The organism is Streptococcus sp. KHUD_011 (assembly GCF_046352925.1).
In the GTDB taxonomy this organism is placed as follows: domain Bacteria; phylum Bacillota; class Bacilli; order Lactobacillales; family Streptococcaceae; genus Streptococcus.
On the sequence record NZ_CP157578.1, the window covers coordinates 516120 to 538104 of the forward strand.

At 42.0% G+C, this 21985-nt stretch carries 22 protein-coding genes and 1 pseudogene; 22 read left to right on the forward strand and 1 reads right to left on the reverse strand.

Annotated features, from left to right (window positions below; translation table 11 throughout):
- Positions 1-52 precede the first annotated feature (52 nt).
- The 14 genes from ABKJ27_RS02430 to whiA all read left to right on the forward strand — a co-directional run bounded on the left by ABKJ27_RS02430 (position 53) and on the right by whiA (position 11817).
- Positions 53-565: an adenine phosphoribosyltransferase gene (locus ABKJ27_RS02430; protein WP_001049318.1), complete on the forward strand. Its 513-nt coding sequence runs from the start codon at positions 53-55 to the stop codon at positions 563-565.
- A gap of 182 nt (positions 566-747) precedes the next feature.
- Entirely contained in the window at positions 748-1692 is a 945-nt protein-coding gene (gene metA / locus ABKJ27_RS02435) for a homoserine O-acetyltransferase MetA (protein ID WP_042750438.1), read from the forward strand.
- Positions 1693-1700: 8 nt separating this feature from the next.
- Positions 1701-2378 (forward strand): DnaD domain-containing protein, encoded by a 678-nt coding sequence (locus tag ABKJ27_RS02440; RefSeq protein ID WP_410011963.1) that lies wholly within the window; start codon positions 1701-1703, stop codon positions 2376-2378.
- A 97-nt stretch (positions 2379-2475) separates the two neighbouring features.
- Entirely contained in the window at positions 2476-3234 is a 759-nt protein-coding gene (gene tpiA / locus ABKJ27_RS02445; protein WP_000087893.1) for a triose-phosphate isomerase, read from the forward strand.
- 33 nt (positions 3235-3267) lie between these two features.
- Positions 3268-4878 carry a choline binding-anchored murein hydrolase LytC gene (gene lytC, locus ABKJ27_RS02450; protein ID WP_410011964.1) on the forward strand — a complete coding sequence of 537 codons (1611 nt, stop codon included), beginning with the start codon at positions 3268-3270 and terminating at the stop codon, positions 4876-4878.
- A 533-nt stretch (positions 4879-5411) separates the two neighbouring features.
- Complete coding sequence (locus ABKJ27_RS02455) at positions 5412-5930, forward strand: Dps family protein (RefSeq protein ID WP_033682099.1); 519 nt, start codon at positions 5412-5414, stop codon at positions 5928-5930.
- A gap of 130 nt (positions 5931-6060) precedes the next feature.
- Positions 6061-6567: a dihydrofolate reductase gene (locus ABKJ27_RS02460; protein ID WP_049516327.1), complete on the forward strand. Its 507-nt coding sequence runs from the start codon at positions 6061-6063 to the stop codon at positions 6565-6567.
- Positions 6567-6737, forward strand: a complete 171-nt coding sequence (locus ABKJ27_RS02465) for a hypothetical protein (RefSeq protein WP_000442260.1) — start codon at positions 6567-6569, stop codon at positions 6735-6737. The genes ABKJ27_RS02460 and ABKJ27_RS02465 overlap by 1 nt, the downstream gene beginning before the upstream one ends.
- A 36-nt stretch (positions 6738-6773) precedes the next feature.
- Positions 6774-8006 carry an ATP-dependent Clp protease ATP-binding subunit ClpX gene (clpX, locus tag ABKJ27_RS02470; protein ID WP_025169664.1) on the forward strand — a complete coding sequence of 411 codons (1233 nt, stop codon included), beginning with the start codon at positions 6774-6776 and terminating at the stop codon, positions 8004-8006.
- A gap of 8 nt (positions 8007-8014) precedes the next feature.
- On the forward strand, positions 8015-8602 hold the full coding sequence (yihA, locus tag ABKJ27_RS02475; protein WP_020903048.1) for a ribosome biogenesis GTP-binding protein YihA/YsxC: 588 nt from the start codon (positions 8015-8017) through the stop codon (positions 8600-8602).
- Positions 8603-8612: 10 nt separating this feature from the next.
- Positions 8613-8993 carry a RidA family protein gene (locus ABKJ27_RS02480; protein WP_001140420.1) on the forward strand — a complete coding sequence of 127 codons (381 nt, stop codon included), beginning with the start codon at positions 8613-8615 and terminating at the stop codon, positions 8991-8993.
- 51 nt (positions 8994-9044) lie between these two features.
- Positions 9045-9935 carry an RNase adapter RapZ gene (gene rapZ, locus ABKJ27_RS02485; protein WP_020903049.1) on the forward strand — a complete coding sequence of 297 codons (891 nt, stop codon included), beginning with the start codon at positions 9045-9047 and terminating at the stop codon, positions 9933-9935.
- Positions 9932-10909: a YvcK family protein gene (locus tag ABKJ27_RS02490; RefSeq protein ID WP_410011965.1), complete on the forward strand. Its 978-nt coding sequence runs from the start codon at positions 9932-9934 to the stop codon at positions 10907-10909. Before rapZ ends, ABKJ27_RS02490 begins: the two co-directional genes overlap by 4 nt.
- The gene (gene whiA, locus ABKJ27_RS02495) at positions 10906-11817 is read left to right on the forward strand and encodes a DNA-binding protein WhiA (RefSeq protein ID WP_410011966.1); all 912 of its coding nucleotides are present in this window, start codon (positions 10906-10908) and stop codon (positions 11815-11817) included. Before ABKJ27_RS02490 ends, whiA begins: the two co-directional genes overlap by 4 nt.
- A 420-nt stretch (positions 11818-12237) precedes the next feature.
- Here whiA and ABKJ27_RS02500 read toward each other — a convergent pair.
- Positions 12238-13205: pseudogene (locus tag ABKJ27_RS02500) on the reverse strand (NAD(P)/FAD-dependent oxidoreductase).
- Positions 13206-13449: 244 nt separating this feature from the next.
- Between ABKJ27_RS02500 and cdaA the strand changes: the two are divergent.
- The 8 genes from cdaA (at position 13450) to ABKJ27_RS02540 (ending at position 21958) form a co-directional block, all read left to right on the forward strand.
- Positions 13450-14307, forward strand: coding sequence for a diadenylate cyclase CdaA (cdaA, locus tag ABKJ27_RS02505; protein ID WP_001011069.1), 858 nt, complete (start codon positions 13450-13452; stop codon positions 14305-14307).
- Positions 14294-15073 carry a CdaR family protein gene (locus ABKJ27_RS02510; RefSeq protein WP_237447312.1) on the forward strand — a complete coding sequence of 260 codons (780 nt, stop codon included), beginning with the start codon at positions 14294-14296 and terminating at the stop codon, positions 15071-15073. The genes cdaA and ABKJ27_RS02510 overlap by 14 nt, the downstream gene beginning before the upstream one ends.
- A 24-nt stretch (positions 15074-15097) precedes the next feature.
- A complete protein-coding gene (gene glmM, locus ABKJ27_RS02515; RefSeq protein WP_049511120.1) occupies positions 15098-16450 on the forward strand; it encodes a phosphoglucosamine mutase in 1353 nt (450 codons plus the stop codon).
- A gap of 73 nt (positions 16451-16523) precedes the next feature.
- Positions 16524-16898, forward strand: coding sequence for a DUF1149 family protein (locus ABKJ27_RS02520; RefSeq protein WP_001050079.1), 375 nt, complete (start codon positions 16524-16526; stop codon positions 16896-16898).
- 1 nt (position 16899) lies between these two features.
- Positions 16900-17748 carry a DegV family protein gene (locus ABKJ27_RS02525; protein WP_049511119.1) on the forward strand — a complete coding sequence of 283 codons (849 nt, stop codon included), beginning with the start codon at positions 16900-16902 and terminating at the stop codon, positions 17746-17748.
- Positions 17749-18126: 378 nt separating this feature from the next.
- Positions 18127-18894, forward strand: a complete 768-nt coding sequence (gene dapB / locus ABKJ27_RS02530) for a 4-hydroxy-tetrahydrodipicolinate reductase (RefSeq protein WP_000027873.1) — start codon at positions 18127-18129, stop codon at positions 18892-18894.
- Positions 18891-20090 carry a CCA tRNA nucleotidyltransferase gene (locus tag ABKJ27_RS02535; protein WP_410011967.1) on the forward strand — a complete coding sequence of 400 codons (1200 nt, stop codon included), beginning with the start codon at positions 18891-18893 and terminating at the stop codon, positions 20088-20090. The genes dapB and ABKJ27_RS02535 overlap by 4 nt, the downstream gene beginning before the upstream one ends.
- A complete protein-coding gene (locus ABKJ27_RS02540; RefSeq protein WP_410011968.1) occupies positions 20087-21958 on the forward strand; it encodes an ABC-F family ATP-binding cassette domain-containing protein in 1872 nt (623 codons plus the stop codon). The genes ABKJ27_RS02535 and ABKJ27_RS02540 overlap by 4 nt, the downstream gene beginning before the upstream one ends.
- The last annotated feature ends 27 nt before the right edge of the window (positions 21959-21985 follow it).

Below are 21985 nucleotides of genomic sequence, written 5' to 3' on the forward strand. Positions count from 1 at the left end.
TCTTAAAAAATATGCTATAATAGAGAGTAAAAACTTTGAAAGAAAGAAAAAGATGAATTTAAAAGATTACATTGCAACAATTGAAAATTATCCAAAGGAAGGGATTACCTTCCGTGATATCAGTCCTTTGATGGCTGATGGAAATGCTTATAGCTACGCTGTTCGTGAAATCGTTCAGTATGCTACTGATAAGAAAATCGATATGATTGTAGGTCCTGAAGCTCGTGGATTTATCGTGGGCTGTCCAGTTGCCTTTGAGTTGGGAATTGGTTTTGCGCCTGTTCGTAAGCCAGGTAAATTGCCACGTGAAGTCATTTCTGCTGACTACGAAAAAGAATACGGGGTTGATACCTTGACTATGCATGCTGATGCCATTAAGCCAGGTCAACGTGTTCTTATTGTAGATGATCTCTTGGCAACAGGTGGAACTGTTAAGGCAACAATCGAGATGATTGAAAAACTTGGTGGTGTTGTAGCAGGTTGTGCCTTCCTTGTTGAATTGGATGAATTGAACGGTCGTGAAAAAATCGGTGACTACGATTACAAGGTTCTTATGCATTATTAATCAAAAACAGTCCCTAGGGCTGTTTTCTCTACATTAGGATATAAAAAAAGACTATAGCTAGTTAGAGAAAAACTATAATTGAAAACTATATCTTCTTGCAGTATAATAAAAGGACTAGGTGTTTGAGATTTGGCTTCAAACATATGCAATTATTCCTGAAAGAGTACAGTTAGGAGAGGGTTATGCCGATTCGAATTGATAAAAAATTACCAGCTGTTGAGATTTTGCGGACAGAGAATATCTTTGTCATGGATGATCAACGTGCTGCCCACCAAGATATTCGTCCCTTGAAGATTTTGATCTTAAATCTTATGCCACAAAAAATGGTCACAGAGACCCAGTTGTTGCGCCATTTGGCTAATACACCCCTGCAACTGGATATTGATTTTCTCTATATGGAAAGCCACCGTTCTAAAACAACTCGCTCAGAGCACATGGAGACCTTCTATAAAACTTTTCCTGAAGTTAAGGACGAGTATTTTGATGGGATGATAATCACGGGTGCTCCAGTTGAGCATTTACCATTTGAGGAAGTGGACTATTGGGAGGAATTCAGTCAGGTAATCGAGTGGTCCAAGACCCATGTCTATTCGACCCTTCATATCTGTTGGGGTGCTCAGGCGGGACTCTATCTGCGTTATGGAGTGGAAAAATACCAGATGGACAGTAAGTTATCGGGTATCTATCCTCAGGACACCTTAAAGGAAGGTCACCTTCTCTTTAGAGGCTTTGACGATAGCTATGTATCCCCTCATTCACGGCACACGGAGATTTCTAAGGAAGAAGTCTTAAACAAAACCAATCTCGAGATTTTATCAGAGGGTCCTCAGGTTGGAGTTTCGATTTTGGCTAGTCGTGATTTACGAGAAATTTATAGTTTTGGGCATTTGGAATATGATCGTGATACCTTGGCAAATGAATATTTCCGAGATCGTGATGCAGGTCTAGATCCACATATTCCAGAAAATTACTTTAAGGATGACGATGTCAACCAGACACCTTGTCTTTGTTGGTCTTCATCAGCAGCCCTCTTTTTCAGTAACTGGGTGAACTATGCCGTCTATCAGGAAACCCCTTTTGACTGGAGAAAAATAGAAGATGATGCTTCTGCATTTGGGTATTTATAAGAGGAATTATGACATATTTAGACGCTTTTAAATCAGGGAACTTGGTTTTACCGAGTGCCCTGCTCTTGCATTTTAAGGAACTCTTTCCTTCTAGCGACGATTTTCTGGTCTGGCAATTTTTCTATTTGCAAAATACGACAGGTTTAGAAGAAATGTCCCCAAGCCAGATTGCTGAAAGGATTGGCAAGGAAATTTCGGATGTCAATCAGGCTATTTCCAATCTGACGGAGAGGGGGCTACTTCAGTATCGAACCATCGAATTGAATGGTGAAATTGAATTACTTTTTGATGCTAGTTTGGCTTTGGAACGTTTGGATAATTTGCTTGGAGCAGCTCATTCAAGTTCAGACCAGCTGATACCTCAAAATCAGCTCAAGGATTTGGTAGAGACCTTCCAGCAGGAATTAGGGCGCTTGTTGACTCCTTTTGAGATTGAGGATTTGACCAAGACACTAAAGGAAGATGGGACCAGTGCTGACTTGATAAAAGAAGCTCTTCGTGAAGCTGTTTTGAATGGAAAACCAAACTGGAAGTACATTCAGGCGATTTTGAGAAATTGGCGCCATGAAGGCATTAAAAGTGTGGTTCAAATAGAGGCCAAGCGGGCAGAGAGAGAAGCAAGCAATCCTCAGTTGACACAGGTATCGGCAGATTTTAGAAATGCTATGGATCTCTGGAAGGATTAATCCTTGTAAGCAGGCTTGAAATCCGAGTAAGATTTGCAAGCTGTGTCTAATTGTGATAAAATAAATAGAAAATAAATTGAAAAAAGAGGTATGTGAAATGTCACGTAAACCATTTATCGCTGGTAACTGGAAAATGAACAAAAATCCAGAAGAAGCTAAAGCATTCGTTGAAGCAGTTGCATCAAAACTTCCTTCATCAGATCTTGTTGAAGCAGGTATCGCAGCTCCAGCTCTTGATTTGACAACTGTTCTTGCTGCTGCAAAAGGTTCAAACCTTAAAGTTGCTGCTCAAAACTGCTACTTTGAAAATGCAGGTGCTTTCACTGGTGAAACTAGCCCACAAGTTTTGAAAGAAATCGGTACTGATTACGTTGTTATCGGTCACTCAGAACGCCGTGACTACTTCCATGAAACTGACGAAGATATCAACAAAAAAGCAAAAGCAATCTTTGCAAACGGTATGCTTCCAATCATCTGTTGTGGTGAGTCACTTGAAACTTACGAAGCTGGTAAAGCTGCTGAATTCGTAGGTGCTCAAGTATCTGCTGCATTGGCTGGATTGACTGCTGAACAAGTTGCTGCATCAGTTATCGCTTACGAGCCAATCTGGGCTATCGGTACTGGTAAATCAGCTTCACAAGACGATGCACAAAAAATGTGTAAAGTTGTTCGTGACGTTGTAGCTGCTGACTTTGGTCAAGAAGTTGCAGACAAAGTTCGTGTTCAATACGGTGGTTCTGTTAAACCTGAAAACGTTGCTTCATACATGGCTTGCCCAGACGTTGACGGTGCCCTTGTTGGTGGTGCGTCACTTGAAGCAGAAAGCTTCTTGGCTTTGCTTGACTTTGTAAAATAATCAGTAGCAAAAGCTAGGTGGAACAGCATTCAGATGTCTGTTCCATTTTTTATAGGAGAGGAAAGATTGAAAACAAAGATTGGAAAAATTGGATTAGCAAGTGCCTTTTTGCTTGGATTGATCGTTAATCAGGTGGCTGCAAATGAAGCTGAAGTGAAAGCATCTTCGGAAGAAAGCAGTGTTCAAGCTTCTTCTAGTAAGGTAGAAGAAGAGAAATCAGAAACGACTACAAGTCAAAAAGAAGAAGAGAAAAAGGTTGAGACTTCTTCTAGTCAGCGTCCAGAGAAAAAGGAAGAAGTAAAAGAGACGCGAGCTAGTAGTCAGAAAGAAGAAAGTAAGCCAAATTCAACATCAGCACATTGGGAAGGTGACTTCTATGTAAAAGCAGATGGTTCAAAAGCTAAGAGTGAATGGATTTTCGATACTAGCTACAATAGTTGGTTCTATATAAAAGCAGATGGTCGTTATGCACAAAAAGAATGGCATGGAAACTACTACCTCAAAGCAGGTGGATACATGGCTAAAAATGAATGGGTTTACGATAACAATTATAAGAGCTGGTTCTACCTCAAGGCAGATGGTTCTTATGCAGAACAAGAATGGCAGAAAATCAATGGCAAATGGTACTATTTTAAGAAGTGGGGCTATATGGCTAAAAGTCAGTGGCAAGGAAATTATTTCTTGAATGGTCAAGGTGCCATGATGCAAAACGAATGGCTTTACGATAATCATTATAAGAGTTGGTTCTATCTTAAGGCAGATGGTTCTTATGCTAATGAACAGTGGCAAAAGATTGATGGCAAGTGGTATTATTTCAAGAAGTGGGGCTATATGGCTCAAGATGAGTGGCATGGAAACTACTATCTTACTGAAAGTGGTGTCATGGCAACAGGTGAGTTAATCATGGACGATACTCGTTATACTTTTGCTGATTCAGGGGAACTGAAAGAAAAGAAAGCCTTGAATGTTGGTTGGGTTTATCGAAATGGACACCGTTATTTCTTTAACCATCGTGAAGAACAGGTCGGAACTGACCGTGCTAAGAAGGTTATTGATGTCAGTGAGCATAATGGCCGCATTAGTGATTGGAAAAAGGTTATCCAGGAAAATGGAGTTGATGGAGTTATTGTGCGCTTAGGATACAGCGGTGTAGAAGATAAGGAATTGGCACATAATATTCAAGAATTTAATCGACTAGGTATTCCTTATGGTGTTTATCTTTATACCTATGCAGAAAATGAAACAGATGCTGAGAATGATGCTAAGCAGACTATTGAACTCTTGAAGAAATACAAGATGAACTTATCTTATCCAATCTACTATGATGTTGAAAACTGGGAGTATGAAAATAAATCTAAGAAAGCTCCAGCAGATACAGACACTTGGGTTAAAATTATCAATAAGTATATGGAAACCATGAAGCATGCTGGTTACCAAAACGTGAAAGTTTATAGCTATCGTCAACTTTTGCAAACTCGTTTGAATCATCCAAATATTTTACAACATGTAAACTGGGTTGCTGCCTATACGGATGCGCTTGATTGGAACAATCCTCATTATTCAGGAGAAAAAGGATGGCAATATACTTCATCTGACTCTCTTAAAGGGATTCGGGGTCATGTTGATGTTAGCGTCTGGTATTAAGATGTAAAACTGAGAAAGAGAGTGGGACAGAAATCGGTAATTCGTTAGAATTCGATTTCGTCGTGCCACCTCCGCACAGTTGAGTAGGCCTGTAAAAGCTGATGAAGTCAGCGTAGTAGAGCCCACTCAACTACTGCGTCTTGCTTGACAATCTAAAGAAAAAGAGGCTAGGGCTTTTGTCCCAGCCTCTTTTTCTTTATTTTAGTGCTGTTAAGAAGGTTTGAAAGTTATACTCAATGAAAATCAAAGTGCAAACTAGGAAGCTAGTCGCGGGTTGCTCAAAGACCTGCTTTAAGGTTGTAGATAGAACTGACGAAGTTAGCTCAAAATACTGTTTTGAGGTTGGAGATGGAAGCTGCCGTTGTTTGAAGAAATTTTCGAAGAGTATTATTCTAAAAAATTCTTAAATTATCAGTCTATTGCAACTTTTCTCATGTAAGTCATTTGGCTTGCTATTGGTTATTCTTAGTAGTATACTAAGGGAGTAATCAATAAGAAGTGGTTACAAATAATAATGAATGAGGTAAAATAAAATGGTAGAATTGAAAAAAGAAGCAGTAAAAGACGTAACATCATTGACAAAAGCAGCGCCAGTAGCATTGGCAAAAACAAAGGAAGTATTGAATCAAGCTGTTGCTGATTTGTACGTAGCTCACGTTGCTTTGCACCAAGTACACTGGTATATGCGTGGTCGTGGTTTCCTTGTATGGCATCCAAAAATGGATGAGTATATGGAAGCTCTTGATGGTCAATTGGATGAAATCAGCGAACGCTTGATTACACTTGGTGGAAGCCCATTCTCTACATTGACAGAATTCCTTCAAAACAGTGAAATCGAAGAAGAAGCTGGTGAATACCGTAGTGTTGAAGAAAGCTTGGAACGTGTCCTTGCTATCTACCGTTACTTGTCAGAACTCTTCCAAAAAGGTTTGGATGTCACTGATGAAGAAGGTGACGATGTGACAAACGGTATCTTTTCAGATGCTAAGACTGAAACGGATAAAACAATCTGGATGCTTGCAGCAGAACTTGGACAAGCACCTGGTTTGTAAGAAATAATAGCAACATATATAAATCTGTAAGAAATTTCTTACAGATTTTTTCTATCTTGTAAGCTATTCCAAACCAGTCTTTTTTTGAGTTTTTTGATAAAATAGTACTATCAGTGAAAAGGATGGAAGCATGACTAAGAAAATCGTAGCTATTTGGGCCCAGGATGAAGAGGGTGTGATTGGTAAGGACAGTCGTCTGCCTTGGCATTTGCCAGCAGAACTGCAACACTTCAAAGAAACAACTCTGAATCATGCTATCTTGATGGGGCGCGTGACCTTTGATGGGATGGGGCGTCGCTTGCTTCCAAAACGGGAGACCTTGATTTTGACTCGTAATCCAGAAGAAAAGATATATGGGGTTACTACTTTTTATGATGTCCAGTCTGTCTTGGACTGGTATCAGGCTCAAGAAAAGAATCTCTATATTATTGGTGGAAAGCAGATTTTTCAGGCTTTTGAACCCTACCTTGATGAAGTGATTGTGACTCAAATTCATGCTCGGGTGGAGGGAGATACCTATTTCCCTGAGGAGTTTGACTTGTCCCTTTTTGAGACAGTTTCAAGCAAATCCTATACCAAAGATGAGAAAAACCCTTATGATTTTACCATCCAATACCGCAAGAGAAAGGAAGTCTAATGGAACGTAGTATATTTGGTTTTTTCACAGCCATGCTGTGTTTGGTCTGCTTGCTTGCTGGAGCACAGGCTTTTCGTAAAAAGCGCTATGGACTTTCTGTCCTGCTCTGGTTAAATGCCTTTACCAATTTGGTCAATAGTATCCATGCTTTTTACATGACCTTATTTTAGATAGAATGACAGTTTAGAATAGAACGGAAGGAAATCATGCCTACAACTAGGAATAATGATATGATGGTTTATTGCTCATTTTGTGGCAAAAGCCAAGAAGAAGTACAAAAAATAATCGCTGGGAACAACGCCTTTATCTGTAATGAATGTGTGGAGTTAGCCCAGGAAATCATTCGTGAGGAGTTGGCGGAAGAAGTCTTGGCAGACTTGTCTGAGGTACCAAAACCAATCGAACTTCTCCATATCTTGAATCACTATGTAATCGGTCAAGATCGTGCCAAGCGTGCCTTGGCAGTGGCGGTTTACAATCACTACAAACGTATCAATTTCCACGATACGCGTGAAGAGTCAGAAGATGTGGATTTGCAGAAGTCAAACATCTTGATGATTGGCCCAACTGGTTCTGGGAAAACTTTCCTTGCCCAGACCTTGGCTAAGAGCTTGAATGTACCTTTTGCGATTGCGGATGCGACAGCTCTTACTGAGGCTGGTTATGTGGGTGAGGACGTGGAAAATATCCTTCTCAAACTCTTGCAGGCTGCTGATTTTAACATTGAACGTGCAGAGCGTGGCATTATCTATGTGGATGAAATTGATAAGATTGCAAAGAAGAGCGAGAACGTGTCTATCACACGTGATGTTTCTGGTGAAGGGGTGCAACAAGCCCTTCTCAAGATTATCGAGGGAACTGTTGCTAGCGTACCGCCTCAAGGTGGACGCAAGCATCCACAACAAGAGATGATTCAAGTGGATACTAAAAACATCCTCTTCATCGTGGGTGGTGCCTTTGATGGTATTGAAGAAATTGTCAAACAACGTCTGGGTGAAAAAGTCATCGGATTTGGTCAAAATAATAAAGCGATTGATGAAAATAGCTCTTACATGCAAGAAATCATCGCAGAAGATATTCAAAAATTTGGTATTATCCCTGAGTTGATTGGACGTTTGCCTGTCTTTGCTGCTCTTGAGCAATTGACGGTTGATGACTTGGTTCGTATCTTGAAAGAGCCAAGAAATGCCTTGGTTAAACAATATCAAACCTTGCTTTCTTATGATGATGTCGAGTTGGAATTTGACGACGAAGCCCTTCAAGAAATCGCCAATAAGGCCATCGAACGGAAGACAGGTGCGCGTGGTCTTCGCTCAATTATTGAAGAAACCATGCTAGACGTCATGTTTGAAGTACCGAGTCAGGAAAATGTGAAATTGGTTCGCATCACAAAAGAAGCTGTCGATGGAACGGATAAACCAATCTTGGAAACAGCCTAGAGGTGACTATGGAAATCAATACACACAATGCTGAAATCTTGCTCAGTGCGGCGAATAAATCCCACTACCCACAGGATGAACTGCCAGAGATTGCCCTAGCAGGGCGTTCAAATGTTGGCAAGTCTAGCTTTATCAACACCATGCTGAACCGCAAGAATCTAGCCCGAACATCAGGTAAACCTGGTAAAACCCAGCTTCTCAACTTCTTTAATATCGATGATAAGATGCGCTTTGTGGATGTGCCTGGTTATGGCTATGCCCGTGTTTCTAAAAAGGAACGTGAAAAGTGGGGGAGCATGATTGAGGAGTACCTAACGACTCGGGAAAATCTCCGTGCAGTGGTCAGTCTAGTTGACCTTCGTCATGACCCGTCAGCAGATGATGTGCAGATGTACGAATTTCTTAAGTATTATGAGATTCCAGTCATCATTGTGGCGACCAAGGCAGACAAGATTCCACGTGGTAAATGGAACAAGCACGAATCAGCAATCAAAAAGAAATTAAACTTTGACCCAAGTGACGACTTTATCCTCTTTTCATCTGTCAGCAAGGCAGGGATGGATGAAGCTTGGGATGCAATCTTAGAAAAATTGTGAGGAAAAGAAAATGGCAAAAACAATTCATACAGATAAGGCCCCAAAGGCTATTGGACCATATGTTCAAGGAAAAATCGTTGGCAACCTTTTGTTTGCTAGTGGTCAAGTTCCCCTATCTCCTGAAACTGGGGAAATCGTTGGAGAAACGATCCAAGAACAGACAGAACAAGTCTTGAAAAACATCGGTGCTATTTTGGCAGAGGCAGGAACTGACTTTGACCATGTTGTCAAAACAACTTGTTTCTTGAGTGATATGAACGACTTTGTTCCTTTTAACGAGGTTTACCAAACGGCCTTTAAAGAGGAATTTCCAGCTCGTTCAGCTGTGGAGGTAGCTCGTCTTCCTCGTGATGTAAAAGTCGAAATCGAAGTCATCGCAGAGATTGGATAAGCTAGTTGAAGTTTGGTTCTGCCAAACTTCTTTTGATATAAGGAGAAAAAGATGACAAAGAAACAACTTCACTTGGTGATTGTGACAGGAATGAGTGGTGCAGGGAAAACAGTTGCCATTCAGTCCTTCGAAGATTTAGGTTATTTTACTATTGATAATATGCCGCCAGCTCTCTTGCCTAAGTTTTTGCAGTTGGTTGAAACAAAGGAAGACGACCATAAGTTGGCTTTGGTAGTGGATATGCGTAGCCGTTCTTTCTTTTCAGAGATTCAAGCTGTTTTGGATGAGTTGGAAAACAAGGAAGAACTGGACTTTAAAATTCTCTTTTTGGATGCAGCTGATAAGGAATTGGTCGCTCGTTACAAGGAAACCAGACGGAGTCATCCATTAGCAGCAGATGGACGGATTTTGGATGGAATCAAGCTGGAACGTGAACTCTTGGCACCTTTGAAAAATATGAGTCAAAATGTGGTGGATACGACTGAACTCACTCCTCGTGAGCTGCGTAAAACCATTGCAGAGCAGTTTTCAGATCAGGAACAAGCCCAGTCTTTCCGTATCGAAGTCATGTCTTTTGGCTTTAAATATGGAATTCCGATTGATGCAGACTTGGTCTTTGACGTCCGATTCTTGCCAAATCCCTACTACCTACCAGAACTGCGTAATCAAACGGGTGTGGATGAACCTGTTTATGATTATGTCATGAACCATCCTGAGTCAGAAGACTTTTATCAACATTTGTTGGCCTTGATTGAGCCGATTTTGCCAAGTTACCAAAAGGAAGGTAAGTCTGTTTTGACTATTGCCATGGGTTGTACGGGTGGGCAACACCGTAGTGTGGCCTTTGCTAAACGCTTGGCGCAGGACTTATCCAAGAATTGGCCTGTTAATGAAGGGCATCGCGACAAAGACCGAAGAAAGGAAACGGTAAACCGTTCATGAGAAAACCAAAGATAACGGTGATTGGTGGAGGAACTGGGATCCCTGTCATTCTTAAGAGTCTGCGTGAAAAAGATGTGGAAATCGCTGCTATCGTAACGGTGGCGGATGATGGCGGTTCATCAGGTGAACTCCGAAAAAATATGCAGCAATTGACACCGCCAGGGGATCTTCGCAATGTCCTTGTGGCCATGTCGGATATGCCAAAATTTTATGAAAAGGTCTTTCAGTATCGCTTTTCTGAGGATGCCGGAGCCTTTGCTGGCCATCCATTGGGCAATCTCATTATTGCAGGTCTGTCAGAAATGCAGGGGTCGACCTATAATGCCATGCAGTTGCTAAGCAAATTTTTCCACACAACTGGGAAGATTTATCCTTCCAGTGACCATCCCTTGACCCTTCATGCAGTCTTCCAGGACGGGACAGAGGTGGCTGGAGAGAGTCATATTGCAGACCATCCAGGCATGATTGATCATGTTTATGTGACCAATACCCTCAACGATGATACGCCTCTGGCTAGCCGTCGAGTAGTGCAGACCATTCTTGAAAGTGACATGATTGTCCTCGGACCTGGTTCTCTATTTACCTCTATTTTGCCCAATATCGTGATTAAGGAAATCGGGCAGGCGCTTTTGGAAACCAAGGCAGAAATCGCCTATGTCTGCAATATTATGACCCAACGTGGGGAGACAGAACACTTTACAGATAGTGACCACGTGGAAGTCTTGCATCGTCATCTTGGCCGACCTTTTATCGACACTGTCTTGGTGAATATCGAAAAAGTGCCTCAGGAATACATGAATTCCAACCGGTTTGATGAATATTTGGTGCAGGTGGAACATAATTTTGCTGGTCTTTGTAAGCAGGTTCCGCGTGTGATTTCATCCAACTTCCTTCGTCTGGAAAATGGGGGTGCCTTCCACGATGGAGATTTGATTGTGGATGAGTTGATGCGGATTATACAGGTGAGAAAATGAGTTTCACAGTAGCAGTTAAAGAAGAAATCCTAGGTCAGCACCATCTAAGCCGACATGAATTATCTGCCATTATCAAGATGTCTGGTAGTATCGGTCTCTCGACCTCGGGTCTGACCTTGTCTGTCGTGACAGAAAATGCCAAGCTGGCTCGTCACCTCTATGAGTCTTTTCTCCATTTCTACGAAATCAAATCGGAAATTCGTCACCACCAAAGAAGCAATCTTCGCAAGAATCGGGTCTATACCGTTTTTACAGATGAAAAGGTGCAGGACTTATTGAGTGATTTGCACTTGGCAGACTCCTTTTTTGGTCTGGAAACAGGTATTGACGAGGAGATTTTATTAGACGAGGAAGCAGGCCGTGCCTATCTCTGTGGCGCTTTCTTGGCAAATGGAAGTATTCGTGACCCTGAGTCAGGTAAGTACCAGTTGGAAATCAGTTCTGTTTATTTGGACCACGCGCAAGGGATTGCCTCTCTTCTCCAGCAGTTTTTACTGGATGCTAAGGTTCTTGAGCGTAAGAAGGGAGCTGTGACCTATCTCCAGCGAGCCGAAGATATTATGGACTTCTTGATTGTCATCGGAGCCATGAAGGCGCGTGATGATTTTGAGCGAGTTAAGATTTTACGAGAAACCCGTAACGACCTTAATCGTGCTAATAATGCTGAAACGGCGAATATTGCTCGGACAGTTTCTGCCAGCATGAAGACCATCAACAATATCAGTAAAATCAAAGATATCATGGGCCTAGAAAATCTACCAGTAGATTTGCAGGAGGTAGCGCAGTTGCGAATTCAGCACCCAGATTACTCTATCCAGCAGTTAGCAGATAGTCTCAGCACTCCTCTGACCAAAAGTGGTGTTAACCACAGACTCAGAAAAATCAATAAGATAGCCGATGAGTTATAAAGATATAAAACACCTCTTTCTTGACAATTAAATAGAGTATGTGAGATAATAAAGGGGAATTGAGAAGTTCTAGCATTTTAGTGCTAACAGAAATCCCCTCGGTACTGCAATACTGAGGGGATTTTTTTCTGGGTTAGATAGCACTAACCAGGAAGGTTACTTGTCGAAGTGATCGTCTAACCAACGAGTCACCAGCCATGAGATGATACTCTCGATGACTGCGATAAGTACTATTTTGAGAAGTTCTAGCATCTGTAATACCTCCTTTTCCAAGGCGTATTGTTAGTGCCGTCCCTATTATATCACATGTTTTATCAGTTTGATAGGCATTTTTATTTTTGTTAAAGAAGGGGGAAATATGAGCTAACAAATTAGCCGATGAATTATAAAACCACGAATCGTAGGACTCGTGGTTCTTTTTTATAAACTAGTAGAGTGTTTTGGTTGTACTTTTTGCTCAGGGTCGATGTAGTTGATAGCATTATTGACAGCGGTTGGTGCTTCTCCAAGCCCTGTCGCAATCAGATCAATTTTTCCATCATAGTAGCAGCAGTCACCGATAGCATAGATACCTGCTTTGCTAGATTCTTGCTTGCTATTGACGATAATCTTGTGACGGTTGAGGTCCAGACCCCAGTTTTTAAGGTTACCAACAGAAGATTTGAAACCATAGTTGACAAAGAGGTGGTCTATGTCAATAGTTTCTGTTTCATCAGATTTAACTTTTGTGATTTCCAACTTGTCAAGCGTTTTTCCATCTCCAAGGAGTTGGCTAGGAACGAATGGTGTCTTGATGGATACAGATGATTCTTGTAAGGCTTGAACACTGTGCTCCAAGGCGCGGAAATTATCTCTGCGGTGAACAAGGGTAGTTGGTGCAATTTTTTCAAAAGCCAAAGCCCAATCCACAGCCGAGTCTCCTCCACCAAGAATCGTCACTTTCTTACCAGCGTATTGCTGGATGTTGGAAACGTGGTAATGGATATTTTCATAGCCTTCAACGCCTTCTAGTTCTAGAGGACGTGGTTTAAAGGCACCGCCACCCATAGCGATGATAACTGTTTTAGTCAGGTGACTTCCTTTAGAAGTTGTGATGACAAATCCTTCTTCTTGTTTTTCAATCTCAAGAACCGTTTCGTTGAGATGAATAGGGGTATCAAATCCATTTAATTGCTCGATTAGACGGTTAGTCAACTCTTCTCCAGTCAATTTGGGAAACCTGGGACGTCGAGGATTTCCTTTTCAGGATAGAGAATAGCAGGTTGGCCACCTAGTTGGGGAAGGGAGTCGATGATTTGGACCTTGGCTTGGCGTAGATGTGCATAGAAGGCTGCAAAAAGCCCGACAGGACCACCACCTACAATGGTAATATCATAGAGTTGAGACATGGTTTCTCCTTTGTTTTTTCTAGTCATACTCTTCGAAAATCAAATTCAAACCACGTCAGCGTCGCCTTACCGTACTCAAGTACAGCCTGCGGCTAACTTCCTAGTTTGCTCTTTGATTTTCATTGAGTATCAGTTTATTTTATCATATTTTTTCTTTAATTTAAAATGAAGTAGGATAGGGAAAAAAATGCCAGAAAAATGGTATAATAGAAAGGAACGTGTTTGGACAGAGAGGAGACAGCAGATGAACTTTCAACAATTATCCAATCTGCAATATTGGACTAGCTTGTTTTCTAGTCCTTGGAGTATTGCCATCAATCTGTTTGATATTTTGATTGTGGCCTATATTTTATATCGTTTTACAAAAGCGATAGCTGGCACCAAGATTATGATTTTGGTGCGTGGGGTCGTGATCTTTGTATTAGCCCAGGTTGTGGCCAATATCCTTGATTTAACAACGATTTCTTGGTTGATTAATCAGATTATCACCTATGGGGTTATTGCTGCGGTTGTTATCTTCTCTCCAGAGATTCGGACTGGTTTGGAACGCTTGGGAAGGGCGACAGATTTCTTTTCTACTGCTCAAATTAGTGCAGAGGAGCAAATGATTCGTGCCTTTGTCAAGTCGGTTGAATATATGAGTCCTCGTAAGATTGGTGCTCTGGTTGCCATCCAACGAGTTCGGACCTTACAAGAATACATTGCGACAGGGATTCCTTTGGATGCCAATATTTCAGCTGAACTCCTTATTAATATCTTTATCCCCAACACTCCCCTACACGATGGTGCTGTGATTATCAGAGAAAATCGAATAGCAGTAACCTCTGCCTATCTTCCCTTGACAGAAAGCACAGGGATTTCCAAGGAATTTGGGACCAGACACCGGGCGGCTATCGGTTTGTCAGAAGTATCCGATGCCTTGACCTTCATCGTCTCAGAGGAAACAGGTGGCATTTCTATTACCTATAACGGTGTTTTCAAGCACGACTTGACGATTGAAGAATTTGAAGCAGAGCTACGAGCAATTCTTTTGCCAGCCGTTGAGGAAAAAGTCAGTTTCAAGGACCGTTTGTTAGGAGGTTGGAAATATGAGAAAAAATAGTCTATACATCATTTCATCTCTCTTTTTTGCTTGTATCTTATTCATCTATGCAACGTCAACCAACTTTCAAAATAGTAATACCGCAAGGCAGGTTAAATCAGAAACTTACACCAATACGATAACGAACGTTCCTATCGTTATTCACTATGATAATGACCAGTATTTCATTAGTGGATTTGCATCAGAGGTTTCAGTTGTGCTGACAGGAGCCAATCGTGTGACCTTGGCCAGCGAAATGCAGGAAAGTACTCGTAAGTTTAAGGTAACTGCTGATTTGACGGATGCCAGTGTTGGAACGATTGAAGTTCCCTTGAATATTGAAAATCTTCCAAGCGGATTGACTGCTGTGGCAACGCCTCAAAAGATCACAGTGAAAGTTGGGAAGAAGGTTAAGCGAGATGGGATGATTGTTGTGCCACAAGTTGACCAAAGCCAGATTGATTCCAAGCTACAAATTGATAGTGTAACCGTGTCAAATGAACGGGTCTCTGTCACAACTGACCAAGAAACACTAGCTAAAATTGATCGTATTATTGCGCTTTTACCAACCAGCGAACGCATAACAGGTAATTACAGTGGTTCAGTACCTTTGCAGGCAATCGACCGTAATGGTGTTGTCTTACCAGCGGTGATTACTCCATTTGATACGACAATGAAGGTCACTACAAAACCTGTGGGTACAAGTTCAAACACATCAAATTCAACTACAAGCAGTTCGTCGGAGACATCTTCGTCAACGAAAGCAACTAGTTCAAAAACGAATTAAAAATAGGAAAAGGATTTTATAAAAATGGGTAAATATTTTGGGACTGATGGAGTCCGTGGAGAAGCTAACGTAGAACTAACGCCAGAATTGGCCTTTAAACTAGGACGTTTTGGAGGCTATGTTCTTAGCCAACATGAAACGGAAGCACCGAAAGTTTTTGTGGGACGTGATACACGTATTTCTGGGGAAATGCTAGAATCTGCCTTGGTAGCTGGTCTTCTTTCAGTTGGTATTCACGTATACAAACTAGGTGTTTTGGCAACACCAGCAGTAGCTTACTTGGTAAAAACTGAAGGAGCAAGTGCTGGTGTCATGATTTCTGCTAGCCACAATCCAGCCCTTGATAATGGAATTAAGTTCTTTGGCGGTGATGGCTTCAAACTGGACGATGAAAAAGAAGCAGAAATTGAAGCCTTGCTAGACGCTGCGGAAGATACTCTTCCTCGTCCAAGTGCAGAAGGCTTGGGAACCTTGGTAGATTATCCAGAAGGCTTGCGTAAGTATGAAGGCTATCTTGTTTCAACTGGAACTCCTCTTGAGGGAATGAAGGTTGCCTTGGACACAGCAAACGGTGCGGCGTCTACAAGTGCCCGTCAAATCTTTGCAGACCTTGGCGCTCAATTAACTGTTATCGGGGAAACACCAGATGGTCTTAACATCAACCTTAATGTTGGTTCAACTCACCCAGAAGCTCTTCAAGATGTGGTCAAAGAAAGCGGCTCAGCTATTGGTTTGGCCTTTGACGGAGACAGTGACCGTTTGATTGCTGTTGATGAAAATGGCGACATCGTTGATGGTGACAAGATTATGTACATCATCGGGAAATACCTTTCTGAAAAAGGACAATTGGCCCAAAATACAATCGTGACAACTGTTATGTCCAACCTTGGTTTCCACAAGGCCTTGGACCGTGAAGGCATTAACAAGGCAGTCACTGCAGTTGGCGACCGCTATGTTGTGGAAGAAATGAGAAAATCAGGCTACAACCTCGGTGGTGAACAGTCTGGTCACGTCATCTTGATGGACTACAATACAACGGGTGATGGTCAATTATCAGCTGTCCAATTGACAAAAATCATGAAGGAAACTGGTAAGAGCTTGTCAGAGTTGGCAGCAGAAGTAACCATCTATCCACAAAAATTAGTCAATATCCGAGTGGAAAATGCCATGAAGGAAAAGGCTATGGAAGTGCCAGCTATCAAGGTTATCATCGAGAAGATGGAAGCTGAAATGGCGGGGAATGGCCGTATCCTTGTTCGCCCAAGTGGAACAGAGCCTCTTTTGCGTGTTATGGCAGAAGCGCCTACAACAGAAGAAGTGGACTACTATGTTGATACCATCGCAGACGTAGTCCGAGCTGAAATCGGGATTGACTAAATCCTAGAAAACTAGATGAAAATAAAAAATTATGGTACAATAGCTTATAATATTGTAGCCGAGGGAGAAAGACATGAATCTTAAACGTGAACAAGAATTTGTTAGTCAGTATCATTTTGATGCGCGTAATTTTGAATGGGAAAATGAAAATGGAGCTCCTGAAACTAAGGTGGATGTGAACTTCCAATTAATTCAACATGACCAAGAAAATCAAGTGACTTCCTTGATTGTTATCTTGAGTTTTATGATTGTATTTGATAAATTTGTCATCAGTGGAACCATTTCACAGGTGAACCATATCGATGGTCGTATTGTTAACGAACCAAGTGAATTGAACCAAGAAGAAGTGGAAACCTTGGCTCGTCCATGTTTGAACATGCTCAACCGTTTGACTTATGAAGTAACTGAAATTGCATTAGACTTACCAGGAATCAATTTGGAGTTCTAATATGAAATTAGCTGTTATCACAGATTCCTCTGCCTATCTCAGTGCAGATACCTTGCAAAGAGAAGATTTATTTGTCTTGGATATTCCTGTTAATATTGATGGTGAGGAGTATGTCGAAGGGATCAATCTGACTGCTGAGGAATTTTACCAAAAAATGGCTCAGGCTTCTGAATTGCCTAAGACCAGTCAACCAAGTATTGCCAAGTTAGATGAGATTCTAACTTCGCTTAAAGAACAAGGCTATACACATGCTTTGGGGCTTTTCCTATCTTCTGGAATTTCAGGTTTTTACCAAAATATCCAGTACATGGTCGATGATTATGAGGGATTAACCATTGCCTTCCCAGACACTTTGATTACAAGTGCTCCTCTGGGTATCATGGTTGAAAGTGTCTTTAACTGGCGAGACCAGGGTGATGACTTTGCCATTATTCAGGATAAGCTAGCTATCCAAATTAGTCACACATCTGCTTTCATCATGGTCGATGATTTGGACCACTTGGTTAAAGGTGGACGCCTTTCAAATGGAGCTGCGATTTTGGGCAATCTGCTAAGCATTAAGCCAATCCTCTATTTCAATAACCAAGGTGTGATTGAAGTGTACGAAAAAGTCCGTACTGAAAAGAAAGCAACCAAGCGCTTAATTGAAATTATCAAGGAAGCAACAGCTTCAGGCCAATACCGTATCATTGTCATTCACGGAAATGCCCCTGAAAAGGCTGAGGAATTGCGTCAGCACTTACTTGAATCTGGAGTAGGTTCGGATGTTTCACTTGCTACATTTGGTAGTGTCATTGGAACACACCTAGGAGCAGGAAGCATTGCTCTAGGTTATATTCCAGTAATTTAGTTTGCGCTTCTAGGCTAGTTAAGAAATAGCAATTGAACACGGACTACCTGCCTCTTGAAAAAAGATGCCTGTCTTACCTTTCATGGAAAGTCAGCGCCATCCCCTATTTTTCACGGGCAGCTAAGGCCCTTTGTATCTTGATAATTGAACACGCCTGGAACCCTCTGTGAAAAAGATAGTTCTTCCAAGGAGGAGACACTCCTTGATTAGAACTCCTATTTTCACTCTGTGTTCTTACAGGCTTTGTATCTTAGAAATTGAACACGGACTACCTGCCTCTTGAAAAAAGATGCCTGTCTTGCCTTTCATGGAAAGTCAGCGTCATTCCCTATTTTTCAAGGGCAGCTATCGTCCTTTGTATCTTAGTCAGGAGTAGAGATGAGTATTCGAGTAATTATTGCTGGTTTTAAGGGAAAGATGGGCCAGGCTGCTTGTCAGATGGTCTTGGCTGATCCAGACTTGGACTTGGTAGCAGTTTTGGATCCCTTTGAGTCTGAATCAGAATGGCAGGGTATTCCTGTTTTCAAGGATAAGGCTGATTTGGTCGGTTTTGAAGCAGATGTCTGGGTAGACTTTACTACACCAGCTGTTGCCTATGAAAATACACGCTTTGCTCTTGAAAATGGCTTTGCTCCAGTAGTTGGGACAACAGGTTTCACGAGTGAAGAGATTGCAGAGCTAAAAGCATTTTCTCGTGCTCAAGATTTGGGTGGCTTGATCGCTCCTAACTTTGCCTTGGGTGCTGTTTTACTCATGCAATTTGCAAGGCAGGCTGCTAAATATTTCCCAAATGTGGAGATTATCGAGCTCCATCATGACAAGAAAAAGGATGCTCCGAGTGGAACTGCTATTAAAACAGCTGAGTTAATGGCAGAAGTTCGAGAGTCTATCCAGCAGGGTGCAGCAGATGAGGAAGAATTGATTGCAGGTGCTCGTGGTGCTGACTTTGATGGCATGCGCATCCACTCAGTTCGTTTGCCAGGCTTGGTAGCCCATCAGGAAGTCATCTTTGGCAATCAGGGAGAAGGATTGACACTCCGTCATGACTCCTATGATCGCAGCTCCTTCATGACAGGGGTGAATTTGGGAATTAAAGAAGTTGTCAAGCGTCATGAGCTTGTCTATGGATTAGAACACTTATTATGAGATTAACGCAAATGCCTTCTGAATTTCAGAAGGCTTTACCAGTATTAGAAAAAATTAAAGAAGCAGGTTTTGAGGCCTATTTTGTTGGAGGTTCTGTTCGAGATGCCCTCCTCAATCGTCCTATCCATGATGTGGATATTGCGACGTCTTCTTATCCAGAAGAAACCAAGCAGATTTTTCCGCGAACAGCCGATATCGGAATCGAGCATGGAACTGTCTTGGTCTTAGATGGGGACGAGGAGTATGAGGTGACTACTTTTCGGACAGAGGATGTCTATGTGGACTATCGCAGACCCAGTGCGGTCTCTTTTGTGCGCTCGCTAGAAGAAGACCTCAAACGCCGTGATTTCACAGTCAACTCCTTTGCCTTGGACGATACAGGAGAAATCATTGACTTGTTTCATGGTTTAGAAGATTTGGAAAAGCAAGTCTTACGAGCAGTTGGAGTGGCAAGTGAGCGTTTCAACGAAGATGCTTTGCGGATTATGCGTGGTTTCCGTTTTCAAGCCAGTCTTGGTTTTGAACTTGAGACAGAAACCTTTAAAGCAATGAAGACCTTGACGCCACTTTTGGAGAAAATTTCTGTGGAGCGTACCTTCGTTGAGTTTGATAAACTCTTGCTGGCTCCATTTTGGAGAAGGGGTTTGGCTTCCATGATTGAGAGTCAAGCTTATGACTATCTCCCTGATATGGCATCTAGCAAAGACAAACTTAACAGACTGTTTGATTTGGAGACTGATTTCACCTTTGAATCTTCAGAGCAAGCCTGGGCTGCTCTACTGTGGGCTTTGGAGATTGAAAATGCGCAGCCATTTTTGAAGGCTTGGAAGACCTCACGTCAGTTTGCTAAGCAAGTTCAGGATTTACTGACTATTTTGGCCTTGCGTGAAAAGGGAGAATTGAGCAAGCGCGATTGTTATCGCTTTGACTTGGATTTTCTTTTACAGGCTGAAAATCTTCGTCAGGCTCAGGGAAAACCAGTCAACCCACAAGTCATCACAGAAACCTACCAGAGTCTGACCATTCATGACAAGAAAGAAATCCAAATCAACGGTGGTATTTTGATCAAGGAATATGGCTATCAACCAGGTCCAGATTTGGGAGAGATTTTAACAGAGATAGAGTTTGCCATTGTCGATGGAGAATTGGAAAATGACCGTCAAGCCATCCATGCTTATCTAAGGGAGAAAAAATGAGTGATTTTATCGTTGAAAAACTAAGCAAATCCGTTGGTGACAAGACCGTTTTTAAGGATATTTCCTTTATCATCCATGACCTAGACAGAATTGGTCTAATCGGTGTCAATGGGACTGGCAAGACCACCCTTTTAGATGTTCTTTCTGGTGTTTCTGGCTTTGATGGGGATGTTAGTCCTTTTTCAGCTAAGAATGATTACCAAATTGGTTACTTGACTCAAGATCCTGATTTTGATAATAGAAAGACAGTTTTGGATACGGTTCTATCTAGTGAACTAAAGGAAATCCAGCTCATTCGTGAATATGAGTTGATTATGCTCAACTACAGTGAGGACAAGCAGGCTCGTTTGGAACGGGTCATGGCTGAGATGGATTCTCTTCAAGCTTGGGAAATTGAGAGTCAGGTTAAGACTGTTCTCTGCAAGCTGGGGATTCAGGACTTATCTACTCCTGTTGGGGAATTGTCAGGTGGTCTGAGAAGACGGGTTCAGTTGGCACAAGTCTTACTTGGTAATCACGACCTTTTGCTTTTGGATGAGCCGACCAACCATCTGGACATTGCGACTATTGAGTGGCTGACCCTCTTTTTAAAAAATTCCAAGAAGACCGTCCTTTTTATCACCCACGATCGTTATTTCCTAGACGCTTTGTCAACACGTATTTTCGAGTTGGATCGCGCAGGTTTGACCGAGTACCAGGGAAATTACCAGGACTATGTTCGCCTAAAGGCGGAACAGGATGAGCGCGACGCGGCTCTACTTCATAAAAAGGAACAACTTTATAAGCAAGAATTGGCCTGGATGCGCAGACAACCGCAGGCGCGTGCGACCAAGCAGCAGGCTCGTATCAATCGTTTCCATGACTTGAAAAAGGAAGTTTCAGGCAGTAGTGCTGAGACAGACTTGACCATGAACTTTGAAACCAGTCGGATTGGGAAGAAAGTCATCGAGTTTCAGGATGTTTGCTTTGCTTATGATGACAAGATAATTTTGCAAGATTTTAATCTCTTGGTGCAGGCCAAAGACCGTATTGGAATCGTTGGGGACAACGGTGTTGGAAAATCAACCCTGCTTAATCTGATTGCAGGCAGTCTTGAGCCGACAGCAGGACAAGTTGTGATTGGGGAAACTGTTCGCATCGCCTATTTCTCTCAGCAAATTGAGGGTTTGGATGAAAGCAAGCGAGTGATCAATTACTTGCAGGAAGTGGCAGAAGAGGTCAAGACCAGCGGTGGTTCTACAACTTCGATTGCAGAGTTGCTGGAGCAGTTCCTTTTCCCACGTTCGACGCATGGAACCTTGATTGAGAAATTGTCTGGGGGAGAGAAAAAACGCCTTTATCTCCTCAAACTGCTCTTGGAAAAACCAAATGTTCTTCTTTTAGACGAGCCAACCAATGATTTAGATATTGCAACCTTGACAGTTTTGGAGAATTTCTTGCAAGGATTTGCGGGACCTGTTTTGACAGTTAGTCACGACCGTTATTTCTTGGATAAGGTAGCGACCAAGATTCTGGCTTTTGAGGATCGCAAGATTCGTCCTTTCTTTGGTCATTACACCGACTATCTTGATGAAAAAGCCTTTGAAACAGAGATGGCCAATCAAGTGCAAAAGGCCGAAAAGGAGAAAGTGATCAAGGTCCGTGAAGACAAGAAACGCATGACCTACCAAGAAAAGCAGGAGTGGGCAAGCATTGAAGGCGATATTGAAACCTTGGAAAATCGTATCGCTGCTATTGAAGAGGAGATGCAGGCCAACGGCTCTGACTTTGGCAAACTGGCTACTCTCCAAAAAGAACTGGATGAGAAAAACGAAGCACTCCTTGAAAAATACGAACGCTATGAGTATCTCAGTGACTTTGATAGCTAGAAGAATGGAAAAATCCCGTCTCATGAC